Below are 13451 nucleotides of genomic sequence, written 5' to 3'. Positions count from 1 at the left end.
TGTAAGGTATTAAGCCTGGAACATGAGCCCGAAAGTGCAAGGCGGAGAATTCTGTAAAGGAGAATCAATGAGTCAGGTATTATTAACCGGTGCGACCGGGTTAGTTGGCGGTCACTTACTCCGGCTGCTGCAGAATGAGCCAAGCATCAGCACCATCGCCGCGCCGACGCGTCGCCCTCTGGCGCCGGCGGAAGGTGTCTTTAATCCCCACGATCCCCAGCTGACCGATGCCCTGGCGCAGGTAGTCGACCCGGTCGATATCGTCTTCTGTTGCCTGGGGACGACGCGTCGGGAAGCGGGAAGCAAAGAGGCCTTTGTCCATGCTGACTACACGCTGGTGGTTGATACCGCGCTGACCGGCAAACGACTTGGTGCGCAGCATATGCTGGTGGTTAGCGCGATGGGCGCCAATGCCCACTCGCCGTTTTTCTACAATCGGGTGAAGGGGGAAATGGAGGCGGCGTTGATTGAACAGGCCTGGCCGCGGCTGACCATCGCCCGGCCGTCGATGCTGTCAGGCGAGCGGGAAAAAAAACGGGCCAATGAGACTTTCCTCGAACCGCTGTTCCGGCTGCTGCCAGGAAACTGGAAAGCGATTCCGGCCCGTGACGTGGCGATTGCCCTGCTGGCGGAGGCGCTGTCGCCCTCCCAGGAAGGCGTGCAAATTCTGACGTCATCCCAGCTGCGGGAGCGCGCCGCGCAGCAGGCTGAATAGCGTTTTGCAAACGCAAATATCCGGCGTACTATTCACGGCTTCAATTCATATCCACATTTCTTGCTGGGGAATGCTATGACTGGTCAGTCTTCATCTCAGGCGGCGTCACCGTTTCAATGGTGGAAACCCGCGCTTTTCTTTCTCGTCGTGATTGTCGGCCTGTGGTTCGTCAAATGGCAGCCCTATTACGGGAAAGCCTTCACCGCCGCGGAAACCCACAGTATCGGTAAATCCATTCTCGCCCAGGCCGACGCCAATCCGCTGAAAGCCGCGTGGGACTATGCGATGGTTTACTTCCTCGCCGTCTGGAAAGCGGCAGTGCTCGGCGTGCTGCTCGGGTCGCTGATTCAGGTGCTCATCCCGCGCGATTGGCTGCTGCGCACCCTGGGACAATCGCGTTTTCAGGGCACGCTGCTGGGGGCGATTTTTTCACTGCCTGGCATGATGTGCACCTGCTGCGCCGCGCCGGTCGCGGCTGGCATGCGTAAACAACAGGTGTCGATGGGCGGGGCGCTGGCGTTCTGGATGGGTAACCCGCTGCTCAACCCGGCGACACTGGTGTTTATGGGCTTTGTCCTGGGCTGGCAGTTTGCGCTGGTTCGCCTGGTCGCTGGCCTGGCGACGGTGCTGATTGTTGCGACCCTGGTGCAGAAATGGGTGAAAGAGGCGGCGACGCAGCCGGTAGCGGTGCCTGCTGCACCGTCTGAAGCGGCCAGAGACAGCTTCTTTAGCCGCTGGCTGCGGGCGCTGTGGACCCTGTTCTGGAACACGATCCCGGTTTATATCCTCGCGGTACTGGTGCTGGGAGCGGCGCGGGTCTGGCTGTTCCCGCACGCCGATGGCGCGGTGGATAACACGTTGTTCTGGGTCATCGCGATGGCGATCGCCGGCTGCCTGTTTGTGATCCCTACCGCGGCGGAAATTCCGATTGTGCAGACGATGATGCTGGCTGGCATGGGGACAGCGCCCGCGCTGGCGCTGCTCATCACTCTGCCGGCGGTGAGCGTGCCGTCGCTGATTATGCTGCGCAAAGCCTTCCCGGCCAAAGCGCTGTGGCTGACGGGCGGACTGGTGGCGCTTTGCGGGGCGATTGTCGGTGCGCTGGCGCTGGTGTAGTTTGCCGTAAACGTATGGATAGCCGGATTGGCTGGCGGGCGGCTACGCCTTACCCGGCACCCAACGCATAGGGGACGGTAGCCCGGCTAAGCGCAGCGCCAGCCGGGAGACTGCAGGTTTATTTGATGTAGGTAAAGGCGGTAGTCACCCGGGACACGCCGCTCACCCGGCTGGCAATATCCGCGGCAGCCCGGCCTTCGCGCTCGGTCACCAGCCCCATCAGGAAGACTTCGCTGTTTTCCGTGGTCACCTTCACGTTCGAGGATTTGACCTGATCGGTGCTCAGGAGCTGCGAACGCACCTTGGTGGTGATCCAGGTATCAGACGAGGCGGTCCCTAAACCAATCGGCTGGCCCTGGCGCACTTCATTAAACACTTCCGTGGTCCCTTCCACGCCCATGGCGATTTGCTTGGCGCGGGCGGAGAGGTCCGGCGTCGGCGACTGGCCGGTCAGCAGGACTTTGCCCTGATAAGCCGTGACGTTGATGCGGGCCTGTTTCTTAATCTGTTCATCTTTCGACAAGGCGCTATTGACGCGCAGTTCCAGGGTGCTGTCATCGACCTGGGTTCCCACCGTACGCGGGTCCGTTGCGGCTTTAGTGCCGACAGCTGCCGTTCCGACTACCGCGGCGGCAACGCAGCCCTGCAGCAATAGTGCAGAAAGCAGGATGGCGAGGGGCGAGAGAGCCTTCATGTGTTCTCCTTAATCGTCCTGGTGTGGAAAAAGGGTGTTATCTATCAAATCGCACAGACAGTTGACGGTTAGCATATGCATCTCCTGAATACGCGCGCTGCGATGCGAGGGGATGCGGATTTCGACATCCTGCTGACCTAAGAGGCCAGCCAGCTCACCGCCGTCATAGCCGGTTAACGCGACGATAGTCATGTCGCGAGTCACGGCGGCTTCCACCGCTTTGACGATATCCCGGCTGTTACCGCGCGTAGAGATCGCCAGCAGCACATCGCCGGCGTGTCCCAGGGCGCGCACCTGCTTGGCGTAGATCTCGTCATGCAGACGATCGTTGGCGATGGCGGTTAAGACCACATTATCGGTATTAAGTGCAATGGCGGGTAAACCAGGGCGTTCCGTTTCAAAACGATTAATCATGCTGGCAGCAAAATGCTGTGCGTTGGCGGCGGAGGTGCCATTACCACAACAGAGGATTTTGTTGCCGTTGAGCAGGGACTGCACGAGCGTCATCGCCGCCCGGGAGATGGCGTCCGGGAGTGCTTCCGCTGCGGCAATTTGGGTTTGAATGCTTTCGGTAAAGCAGGCTTTGATTCTGTCGAGCACGGGATCCCTTACTTCTGGTATTACGCTATTCGCCAAAGGCGTTTTTTAGCCATTGGATGTCGTTTCCGGTGAAGGCTACCACATCGAAACGGCAATCCACAGTCTCAAAGCTCCCATTCTGTCGGCAGAGCCACAAACGGGCGGCTTTAAGCAGTCGTTGTTGTTTTTGCGGGGTGACGCTGGCCGCCGCGTCACCGTACCGGGCGCTACGGCGGTAGCGCACCTCGACAAAAACGGTGACGGCGCCGTCGCGCATGATGAGGTCAATTTCGCCGCCACGCTCGCGGGCATTAGCGGCGATAAAACGCAGGCCCTGGCCTTCCAGCCAGCGGCGAGCCTGGTTTTCCCAGGCATCGCCAGTCTGTTTGCTTAGCTGGCCGGAACGATTTTTCCCTGCTGGTACTTGAGCCATGACAGTTTCCTGTTAATCACGCAGTCCTGGGTGGCCGTCAGATCGCCGGTATTGCCGTTCAGCTCGAAGCCCGGCGTTTGGCGCATTTGCGTGAAGTGGTTCGCCAGTGACCAGGCGTCAGCTCCCATGGCATACAGGCGCGCCAGCGAGTAGTCATTACGTACAGCGGACAGCGCCTGCTGCATCAGCGCCGGGTTGCTGCCGGCCAGCATCGGGATCTCACTATACTGCAGCCCTTCCATCTCCAGACGGAAATCCGGCCCTGCGGTGCCCTGGGCGCTGCGCGAGCTGGCGTACAGGGTGACATTGCTTTGACTGCCGTTGCGCATGGCGATCATGGGTTTGATATAGGCAATCTGTTCCGGGGTGGCGAGGATATAGGCGGCGTCCACGCTGCCGCCGCTGCTCACCGGCATCTCATCCGCACTGCCGAGGGAACTGTTCTGGGCCGAAGGCAGGGTGGAGACCGGGGTGCCGGTCAGCGCAATGCCCCCTCCGCCGTTGACGCCGGCGCGCAGCTCGGCCGTGGATCCAAAACGCTGCTGCAGGACGCTGGCGCCGCCCAGCTTCAGCCATTCGTCGGCAAACGCGCTAACCACGCGATCGCCCAGCGCACCGCGCGGAACCAGCAGCAGTGGCGTCTGCTTGCCCTGTTGGTGGATATGTCGGGCCGCGTCACGCGCTTCGTCTTCCGGGGAAAGCGCGAAATAGCAGAGGTTAGCGCGGCTTTCGACTTTCTCCGGCTGGTTGAGGGCCAGTACATTGAGCGGCGTGTTGCTCTTAATCACATCATCTACGTTCTCTTTCAGCAGCGGCCCGACGACTAAAGTGGCGCCATCCTGCTGAGCCTGGGCAAGCAACTGACTGATGGGCTGGCTGGTGGTGTCGTAAATTTTCAGTTCCGCAGAGGGATTGGCAGCGCTGGCGACTGCGGGCTGAGGCTGTGCGGTCGGGGCGGCGACCGGCTGAGTGACCGGGGAAGCGGTGGTCTGCGGCGTGGCGGACGCTGCCGGCGCCTGGGCTGTAGGTTCCGCGGCAGGCGCCGCCTGGTCTTGTGCCGGGGCTTGCACCGGTTCAGCGCGGCTTCCGGTGGCGGTTAGATCGCTGACTTCTGCCTGCGACGGACTCACTACATCATCATTACCGGAGACATTCGCCGCCTGGGCAACCTGCGCGGGAACCGCGCTACCCGTCACCGACGGCGCACCATTTTTGGCGGCTTCAAAGCCCTGCTGGATAGTGCGGCCGAAGATCGACGCCTGACCGTTCAGCGGCAGAAAAAGCGCAATCTTGTTGGTGGACGCGGGCTTATAGTTTTGCATGTTCACCAGCGCCGTCGGCAGCATTTTGGCGCCCGGATTTTGCGGATAGCGCGTCTGCCAGTCTTTAACGCCTGCTTTCAGCAGCGTCGGATCGTTGCGGTTGTCAAACCACATCCGCTGCAGATCCAGCCAGCCCTGGAGGGTATTTTCATCGGCGTTGATCACCAGCGCATTGGCCTGGTCCTGGGGCATCGAGGTGAGCGCTTGCCACGTCGCATCAATATTTTTCTGACGCTGTTTCGCGTCACTCAGCAGCGGCTGCTGGGCGATTAAGGCGCGCAGCAGGGTCAGCGATGGTTTGCCCTGGCTGGCATCGATTTGCGCCTGCCAGTAGCGCGCCTGCTGGGGTTGATCCAGGCTTGTCGGGTCGAGCTTTGCCAGCAGAGTACGAGCGCCCTGATAGTCGTTTTGCGCCAGCTTCACTTCCACCGCCAGCAGCGACTGTTCACGGGCCTGGGTGCTGTTCAGGTTCGACGGCAGCTGGTTGTACAGGTCGATGGCCTGCTGCTTCTTCCCTTCCTGCAGCAGTGCACGAATGGCGAGTAATTGCCAGTTGGTCTTGCTATCATTCGTGCTTTGCTGCATCTGCTGTAGGTAGAAACTGGAGTTGGCCTGCGATGTACCCTGCATAAACGCCGTGCTTTGATCCTGCGTGTGGGTGCCGCAGCCAGCAAAAAGAAGCGTCGCCAGCAATACGGGCAGACAGCGCGCGGGCTTAGAACGAAGAAATGTTGACGGTACCATAAGTGTCCAGTGATATTTTTTTTGCTCAATGCTCAATATTAAATCGGCAATACGGACGAGACAATGAAACAACACGAATCAGCGGATAATTCTCAGGGGCAGCTCTATATTGTGCCCACTCCGATAGGGAATCTGTCTGATATCACGCAGCGCGCACTGGAAGTGTTGCAAGCTGTTGATTTAATTGCTGCGGAAGATACCCGCCACACCGGTTTGCTGCTGCAACATTTTGCGATTAACGCCCGCTTATTTGCACTTCACGACCATAACGAGCAGCAAAAGGCGGAAACACTTCTCGCTAAACTGAAAGAAGGGCAAAACATCGCGCTGGTCTCCGATGCCGGCACGCCGCTGATTAACGACCCTGGCTATCATCTGGTGCGCACCTGCCGCGAAGCGAATATTCGCGTGGTGCCGCTGCCGGGTCCCTGTGCGGCCATCGCCGCCCTGAGCGCCGCCGGTCTGCCTTCCGACCGTTTCTGCTATGAAGGCTTCCTGCCGGCGAAATCGAAAGGCCGCCGCGATACCCTGAAGGCGCTGGAAGAAGAACCGCGCACTCTCATCTTCTATGAGTCAACGCACCGTCTGGTGGAGAGTCTGGAAGATATCTGCGCGGTACTGGGAGAATCCCGCTACGTGGTGCTGGCCCGCGAGCTGACCAAAACCTGGGAATCGATCCACGGCGCGCCGATCGGCGAGTTGGTGGCGTGGGTGAAGGAAGACGAAAACCGCCGCAAAGGCGAGATGGTGTTGATTGTCGAAGGCTTTAAGGCCCAGGAAGAGGCGCTGCCGGCAGCCGCGCTGCGTACCCTGGCGCTGCTGCAAGCGGAGCTGCCGCTGAAGAAAGCCGCCGCGCTGGCCGCGGAGATCCACGGCGTGAAGAAAAATGCGTTGTATAAGTACGCCCTGGAGCAGCAGGGGGAGTAAGCCTGTAAACTGACTTTGGGAGCAGCAAGCCGCTCTTCAGAAATTGAAGGGCGGCTTGAACGTCATCCGATATGTCGGAAGAAATGTCGGAAGAAATGTCGGAAGAAAAGGGCAGAATCGCTTTCCTTGCCGCACAGCATCCGTAACCAACAAGCCCGGATAAATCCGGGCTAAAAGTAGTTAAATTCTCACGCTCTCGATCAGGTCACCGGCGCCGGGTTAAACACCGCCAGCTGGTTGTGCAGGCCCCATTGATCGGAGAAGGTTTTCTTGCGTCCGCTGGCGACGTCGAGAATAAATTCGAACAGCTTCCGCCCGACATCCTCAATCGTCTCTTCGCCAGTGGCGATGGTCCCGGCGTTAATGTCCATTAAATCATACCAGCGGTTGGCTAGCTCGGTACGGGTCGCCATTTTTATTACGGGTACCGCCATCAGGCCATACGGCGTGCCGCGACCGGTGGTGAACACCTGCACGGTAATGCCAGAGGCGACCTGCTGGGTGCCGCAGACAAAATCGCTGGCGGGGGTAGCGGCATAAATCAGGCCGCGTTTGGTCGGGCGCTGGCCTGGAGAGAGCACCTCGACGATGGCGCTTTTACCTGATTTAGCAATAGAACCCAGCGCTTTTTCCACCACGTTAGCCAGGCCGCCTTTTTTGTTGCCGGGGGAGGGGTTGGCGCTGCGGTCGGTTTTGCCCATGTCGAGATAGTTATCGTACCAGGCCATCTCTTCCAGCAGGCGTTTGCCGACCTCTTCGTTAATCGCCCGCGGGGTTAACAGATGGATGGCGTCGCGGACTTCGGTCACTTCCGAGAACATCACCGTCGCGCCGCAGCGCACCAGCAGGTCGGATGCATAACCCACCGCCGGGTTGGCGGTCACACCGGAGAAGGCGTCGCTGCCGCCGCACTGCATGCCGACCACCAGCTCTGAAGCCGGACAGGTTTCCCGCTGGCGCTGGTTCAGTTTCGCCAGGTGGCGCTCGGCGACCTGCAGAATGTCATCGACCATCGATTTAAAACCAACATGCTTTTCATCCTGCAGGCTGACGATGCTGGCGCTGTCCACCGGGATACTTTTGACGTCTTCCGTGCCCTGCAGCAGGCGTTCCGGCTGCAGCTTTTCACAGCCGAGGCCAATGACCATCACCTCGCCGCCGAAATTCGGGTTGAGGGCGATATTGTGGATAGTGCGAATTGGCACTACCGCCGCCGGTGCATTAATCGCCACGCCGCAACCGTAGAGGTGGTTCAGGCCTACCACGCCGTCGACGTTGGGGTATTTCGGCAGCAGGTCGCGTTCAATGATTTTCACCACATAATCAACCACGCCCGCAACACAGTGCACGCTGGTGGTGATGCCCAGCAGGTTCTTGGTGCCCACGCTGCCATCGGCATTGCGGTACCCTTCAAAGGTATAGCCTTCCAGCGGCGGTAGGGGTTCAGGCACTTTGGTCGCCAGCGGCAGGGTGTTCAACGGCGGGGCGGTGGGCAGTTCCACCAGCGATTCGTCAATCCAGCTTCCCTGTGAGATGTCGCGCACGGCGAAGCCAATCACTTCTCCGTAGCGGATGATTTCACCGCGGGCAGGGATATCCACCAGGGCTACTTTATGACCCTGTGGGATGTGTTCGACGAGCGTCAGGCCGTCCGGGAAACGTGTTCCGGCGGTCAATCCCCGATCGTTAACAATAATCGCCACGTTATCTGTCGGGTCAACTTTAATATAAAACGCGGTTGGCGATTGTTGTCGAATTGCAATGTCAGCCATTGTCCAGTCATCTCCAAACAGGTGCTAAAAAAAGAATGAAATGGTCATTCTGGTGCTGTAGAAAAGAATAATGAAATAAAGAATGTCAGGAGTAATGGCTTTAAAATGTGATCTGTGTCACCCCTCTCGGCGACGACGCTCACGCACCGACAGGCAATCATGAGAACTGTGGATTAGCGCCCATGACTTGTGGCATTTGCCTAACTAAAGCGTCAGATAAGACATTTATATTGTGATTATGCATGGTGTCTGGCGATGGCAGGCTGATTATACTGTGTCATGTTTTTGAGGTAGCTGATAGGCAATAAGAGAGCGTTGATATCGTCTATTTAACAAATAAAGAACCCGATTAAAAAAATAATAAAAGGTGTTCTGTGTTTGATGAATATCTTCATGATCCTGGATGGGATGAGAAACAAGGAATACCAACTCGCTATTTTATTCTGCTGATTATATTTATGGTTCGCGAGATTAAACGCCTGGAATTGCAGAAGTAAGCAACGATTAACGCAAGGTAAACATCATGGATAACGCAATTTTCCCGAACAAATTTAAGGCCGCGCTGGCGGCTCATCAGGTGCAGATTGGCTGCTGGTGCGCGCTGGCTAACCCGATCAGCACCGAGGTGCTGGGTCTGGCCGGTTTCGACTGGCTGGTGCTGGATGCGGAACACGCGCCGAACGACGTGACCACGCTTATCCCACAGCTGATGGCGCTGAAGGGCAGCTCCAGCGCGCAGGTAGTCCGTGTGCCGACCAATGAGCCGATCATCATCAAGCGCATGCTGGACATCGGCTTCTATAACTTCCTGGTGCCGTTTGTCGAGACGGCTGAACAGGCGGCGCAGGCGGTGTCTTCGACCCGTTATCCGCCGGAAGGGATCCGCGGGGTTTCCGTTTCCCACCGCGGCAATATGTTTGGCACCGTGGCGGACTACTTCGCCCAGTCCAACAAGAACATTTCCATTCTGGTGCAGATTGAGAGCCAGACCGGGGTGGACAACGTCGAGGCGATTGCCGCGACTGACGGCGTCGACGGCCTGTTCGTCGGCCCGAGCGACCTGGCCGCGGCCTTAGGTCATCTGGGCAATGCCGCCCATCCTGAGGTACAGCGCGCCATCCAGCATATCTTCGCCAGCGCGAAGAAACACGGTAAGCCAAGTGGCATTCTGGCGCCGGTGGAAGCCGATGCGCGCCGCTATCTGGAATGGGGCGCGACCTTCGTCGCCGTCGGCAGCGATCTGGGCGTCTTCCGCTCAGCAACGCAGAAACTTGCTGATGCGTTTAAAAAATAATCACCAGGATGAAGAGAGAGAACATTATGACAATCAAAGTGGGTTTTATCGGTCTTGGCATTATGGGTAAACCGATGAGCAAAAATTTGCTGAAAGCAGGTTATTCGCTGGTGGTGTCCGACCGTAACCCGGAAGCGATTGCCGACGTGATCGCCGCGGGTGCAGAGACCGCCACGACGCCGAAGGCGATTGCCGAACAATGCGACGTCATTATCACCATGCTGCCGAACTCTCCGCATGTGAAAGAGGTGGCGCTGGGAGAAAACGGCATTATCGAAGGGGCAAAGCCGGGCACCGTGGTGATTGATATGAGCTCTATCGCGCCGCTGGCGAGCCGGGAAATCAGCGAAGCGCTGAGGGCCAAAGGTGTTGAAATGCTGGACGCGCCGGTGAGCGGCGGCGAACCAAAAGCCATCGACGGCACCCTGTCGGTGATGGTCGGCGGCGATAAGGCGATCTTTGATAAATACTACGATCTGATGAAAGCGATGGCGGGCTCCGTGGTGCATACCGGCGACATCGGCGCGGGCAACGTCACCAAACTGGCTAACCAGGTGATTGTCGCCCTGAACATCGCAGCGATGTCTGAAGCGCTGACTCTGGCGACCAAAGCTGGCGTCAATCCGGATCTGGTCTATCAGGCGATCCGTGGCGGCCTGGCGGGCAGTACCGTGCTGGATGCCAAAGCGCCGATGGTGATGGATCGTAACTTCAAGCCGGGTTTCCGTATCGACCTGCATATTAAAGATCTGGCCAATGCGTTGGATACCTCACACGGCGTGGGCGCTCAGCTGCCGCTGACAGCGGCGGTGATGGAGATGATGCAGGCGCTGCGCGCAGACGGTCTGGGCACCGCGGACCATAGCGCGCTGGCGTGCTACTACGAAAAACTGGCGAAAGTGGAAGTCACTCGCTAACAAGAAGGGCGCCTTGCGCGCCCTGTTATTCTTGCCTTGCGCGGCACTGTCAGGCTACAAAATTATGAAAATCGTCATTGCCCCAGACTCTTACAAAGAAAGCCTTTCTGCCACCGAGGTAGCTCAGGCGATAGAAAAAGGATTTCGGGAAATTTTCCCTGACGCGCAGTATGTTTCCATGCCCGTCGCCGACGGCGGCGAGGGAACGGTGGAGGCGATGATTGCCGCGACGCAGGGAACGGAACATTCCGCATGGGTGACTGGCCCGCTGGGCGAGAAAGTGGAGGCCTGCTGGGGCATGTCCGGCGATGGCGTCACTGCGTTTATTGAGATGGCGGCGGCCAGTGGCCTGGGACTCGTTCCGCCCGAAAAACGCAACCCTCTCATCACCACTTCACGCGGTACCGGCGAGCTGATATTACAGGCGCTGGAACATGGCGCGAAACGGATCATTATCGGTATCGGCGGCAGTGCGACCAACGACGGTGGAGCGGGCATGATGCAGGCGCTAGGCGCCCGCCTTTGTGACGCCGAGGGGCAGGAGATCGGCCATGGCGGCGGTAGCCTGAGCCGTCTGAGCCGGATCGATCTTTCCGCCATCGATCCACGCTTACGTGACAGGATGATCCACGTGGCCTGTGACGTCACTAACCCGCTGGTGGGCGAGCGCGGCGCGTCGCGGATCTTTGGCCCGCAGAAAGGGGCGACCGAGGCGATGATCGTTGAGCTGGATCGTAATCTGGCGCACTTCGCCGACGTCATTAAGGCGTCGCTGCAGGTGGACGTTAAGCCGATCCCCGGGGCGGGGGCGGCCGGCGGCATGGGCGCGGCGCTGATGGCTTTTCTTAATGCGGAACTGCGTAGCGGGATTGAGATCGTTACCGAGGCGCTGAAGCTGGAAGAGCAGATCCATGACTGCTCGCTGGTGGTCACCGGAGAAGGGCGGATCGATAGCCAGTCTATTCACGGTAAGGTGCCGGTGGGGATAGCCCGGGTGGCGAAAAAATACCGTAAGCCGGTGATCGGTATTGCTGGCAGCCTGACCCACGACGTTGGCGTGGTTCACCAGCACGGTATCGATGCGGTTTTCAGCGTGTTAACCACAGTTTCGACGCTGGAAGAGGCATTTCGCGGGGCGTTTGATAACATTTACCGCGCGTCGCGCAATATCGCCGCCACCCTGCAGGTTGGGATGACGACAGAAGGATGACAACGGGCGGTAAACCCTCTATACTGCGCGCCGAAGCTGACCAGACAGTCGCCGCTTCGTCGTCGTCCTCCTTCGGGGGGAGACGGGCGGAGGGGAGGAAAGTCCGGGCTCCATAGGGCAAGGTGCCAGGTAACGCCTGGGGGGTGTCACAGCCCACGACCAGTGCAACAGAGAGCAAACCGCCGATGGCCCGCGTAAGCGGGATCAGGTAAGGGTGAAAGGGTGCGGTAAGAGCGCACCGCGCGGCTGGTAACAGTCCGCGGCACGGTAAACTCCACCCGGAGCAAGGCCAAATAGGGGTTCATAAGGTACGGCCCGTACTGAACCCGGGTAGGCTGCTTGAGCCAGTGAGCGATTGCTGGCCTAGATGAATGACTGTCCACGACAGAACCCGGCTTATCGGTCAGTTTCACCTTTTTATGTCAAAACCCCGCTGCGGCGGGGTTTTGACTATTAGGAAAGCGGAAAGCGGTTTATCGGTCAGCTACCGTTATTTAACCACCTTAGGATTCTGTAGCGTCGGGATCGTGGAATCTTGTACCTGATGAACCTGACCGACGATCGTGGCGACGCTGCCATTGCTTAACGCCTCAACGTCTGCGCTGTTATGTGAGCCAAAATTGAAGGTCAGACGTTTATCCGTTTTATTCTGCTCATCTCGCATGGTCACGGTAAAATAGTAGCTGCCGGCGATACCGCTCATTCGGCGAATGTCGACAATCACGCCGCGCACCTTGACCCATTTGCCCAGATAATCGCTGCTGGCCTTCGCCGGGTTGAGGGTAAACGGCTGCAGGAACTGGGCGACTGAATACGTCTGCATCGAAGCGACGGCGTCATCTCCCGGTTGAAATAATTTGTCTCCCGCGGAATAAAAGGCTTTAGAAGCCAGGCCGCAGCCGCTTAACAGCGAGATGACAAAAAACAGCGGTAATACGCGAGTGCGTAATAACATAACTATCTCCTTATATATTTTAAAAATGATATCCCTGCTTTTATGTATGACATCTTTCTCGCTAATTAAATAAAGTAACCGTGGCTACTGTCAATTAATTTCCGTGATAAGCGCTAAAGTCATTTTATATAAACGTGGTATTTTTCATATGAATTCATTTGGTGAGAACATTTGAATTTCTTATGTATTGAATGGTTTGTGATCAGGTGCACGCTGTGAATAATCTTTAGGTATTATTTTTTACATTTATTCACTACCAACTGTAAAATAATAAACCGCTATTTCAGACACTTTCACTTCAGGATAAAACAATGAAATTAATGACCCGTATTGCGTTTGCAGCCCTTCTGACTACCGGTTTCTCTCTGTCTGCGCAAGCCGCGGACGTGCAGGCGGCGCCAGCGCCGGCGCAGGACCCTATTGTCCAGCACTTAAAACTCACCAGCGATCAGGTTGCGAAAATTAAAAGCCTGCATCAGCAACTGGAAAATAATGTTCAACAGATTTCGCAGCAAGACATTAAAGATGGCGCCCTGATTAACGTGATTGATTCCGGAAAATGGGATGAAAAGGCAGTCAAGGATCAGCTGGCTGCCTTCAGTAAGATCGATCAGCAGGTGCGTTATTACCGCGTGAAGTATTATTTCGATGTGAATCAGGTCCTGACGCCGGAGCAGCGTACCCAGGTGAAAAAAGATCTTGCCGACGCGCTGAGCGAATAATGTCATCGGCCCCTTTCGGGGCCGATATTATCTTCAGGCTATAAACGAAAA

General features: G+C 57.6%; 13 protein-coding genes and 1 other RNA gene. 8 read left to right on the top strand and 6 right to left on the bottom strand.

What is annotated here, in order from left to right; all coding sequences use genetic code 11:
• Window positions 1-67 precede the first annotated feature (67 nt).
• Both A1WC_RS03605 and A1WC_RS03610 read left to right on the top strand, forming a co-directional pair.
• The gene (locus A1WC_RS03605) at window positions 68-715 is read left to right on the top strand and encodes an NAD(P)H-binding protein (protein ID WP_016161870.1); all 648 of its coding nucleotides are present in this window, start codon (window positions 68-70) and stop codon (window positions 713-715) included.
• A 75-nt stretch (window positions 716-790) separates the two neighbouring features.
• Window positions 791-1831 (top strand): permease, encoded by a 1041-nt coding sequence (locus tag A1WC_RS03610; RefSeq protein ID WP_008806616.1) that lies wholly within the window; start codon window positions 791-793, stop codon window positions 1829-1831.
• A 118-nt stretch (window positions 1832-1949) separates the two neighbouring features.
• On the opposite strand, the gene dolP is transcribed toward A1WC_RS03610, so the two are convergent.
• The 4 genes from dolP to A1WC_RS03630 are packed head-to-tail and all read right to left on the bottom strand — an operon-like array spanning window position 1950 to window position 5603.
• On the bottom strand, window positions 1950-2525 hold the full coding sequence (gene dolP / locus A1WC_RS03615) for a division/outer membrane stress-associated lipid-binding lipoprotein (protein WP_008806615.1): 576 nt from the start codon (window positions 2523-2525) through the stop codon (window positions 1950-1952).
• A 9-nt stretch (window positions 2526-2534) separates the two neighbouring features.
• Window positions 2535-3125, bottom strand: a complete 591-nt coding sequence (diaA, locus tag A1WC_RS03620; RefSeq protein ID WP_002918211.1) for a DnaA initiator-associating protein DiaA — start codon at window positions 3123-3125, stop codon at window positions 2535-2537.
• A 25-nt stretch (window positions 3126-3150) separates the two neighbouring features.
• Complete coding sequence (locus tag A1WC_RS03625) at window positions 3151-3537, bottom strand: YraN family protein (RefSeq protein ID WP_008806614.1); 387 nt, start codon at window positions 3535-3537, stop codon at window positions 3151-3153.
• Window positions 3495-5603: a penicillin-binding protein activator gene (locus tag A1WC_RS03630; RefSeq protein ID WP_016161869.1), complete on the bottom strand. Its 2109-nt coding sequence runs from the start codon at window positions 5601-5603 to the stop codon at window positions 3495-3497. Before A1WC_RS03630 ends, A1WC_RS03625 begins: the two co-directional genes overlap by 43 nt.
• A 63-nt stretch (window positions 5604-5666) precedes the next feature.
• On the opposite strand from A1WC_RS03630, the gene rsmI reads away from it, so the two are divergent.
• The gene (gene rsmI / locus A1WC_RS03635; protein ID WP_004144878.1) at window positions 5667-6530 is read left to right on the top strand and encodes a 16S rRNA (cytidine(1402)-2'-O)-methyltransferase; all 864 of its coding nucleotides are present in this window, start codon (window positions 5667-5669) and stop codon (window positions 6528-6530) included.
• A gap of 200 nt (window positions 6531-6730) precedes the next feature.
• Here the strand turns inward: rsmI and garD are convergent, their stop codons facing one another.
• Complete coding sequence (gene garD / locus A1WC_RS03640; RefSeq protein ID WP_016161868.1) at window positions 6731-8302, bottom strand: galactarate dehydratase; 1572 nt, start codon at window positions 8300-8302, stop codon at window positions 6731-6733.
• A 523-nt stretch (window positions 8303-8825) separates the two neighbouring features.
• Between garD and garL the strand changes: the two genes are divergently transcribed.
• The 4 genes from garL (at window position 8826) to rnpB (ending at window position 12138) form a co-directional block, all read left to right on the top strand.
• Window positions 8826-9596 carry a 2-dehydro-3-deoxyglucarate aldolase gene (gene garL, locus A1WC_RS03645; RefSeq protein WP_016161867.1) on the top strand — a complete coding sequence of 257 codons (771 nt, stop codon included), beginning with the start codon at window positions 8826-8828 and terminating at the stop codon, window positions 9594-9596.
• Window positions 9597-9622: 26 nt separating this feature from the next.
• Window positions 9623-10513, top strand: coding sequence for a 2-hydroxy-3-oxopropionate reductase (gene garR, locus A1WC_RS03650; RefSeq protein ID WP_012967184.1), 891 nt, complete (start codon window positions 9623-9625; stop codon window positions 10511-10513).
• A gap of 64 nt (window positions 10514-10577) precedes the next feature.
• Window positions 10578-11723, top strand: coding sequence for a glycerate 2-kinase (gene garK / locus A1WC_RS03655; RefSeq protein WP_012967185.1), 1146 nt, complete (start codon window positions 10578-10580; stop codon window positions 11721-11723).
• Between the two features lie 32 nt (window positions 11724-11755).
• An RNA gene (gene rnpB / locus A1WC_RS25510) (RNase P RNA component class A) lies at window positions 11756-12138 on the top strand.
• A 75-nt stretch (window positions 12139-12213) separates the two neighbouring features.
• Here rnpB and A1WC_RS03660 read toward each other — a convergent pair.
• Entirely contained in the window at window positions 12214-12678 is a 465-nt protein-coding gene (locus A1WC_RS03660; RefSeq protein ID WP_016161866.1) for an OB-fold putative lipoprotein, read from the bottom strand.
• Between the two features lie 311 nt (window positions 12679-12989).
• Between A1WC_RS03660 and A1WC_RS03665 the strand changes: the two genes are divergently transcribed.
• Entirely contained in the window at window positions 12990-13400 is a 411-nt protein-coding gene (locus tag A1WC_RS03665; RefSeq protein WP_008806593.1) for a Spy/CpxP family protein refolding chaperone, read from the top strand.
• Window positions 13401-13451: the final 51 nt, after the last annotated feature.

It is taken from the genome of Klebsiella sp. KTE92, assembly GCF_000398905.1.
Classification (GTDB): Bacteria; Pseudomonadota; Gammaproteobacteria; order Enterobacterales; family Enterobacteriaceae; genus Klebsiella; species Klebsiella variicola.
The sequence above is the reverse complement of the archived record's forward strand: the minus strand, read 5'-3'. Positions and strand labels throughout refer to the sequence as shown.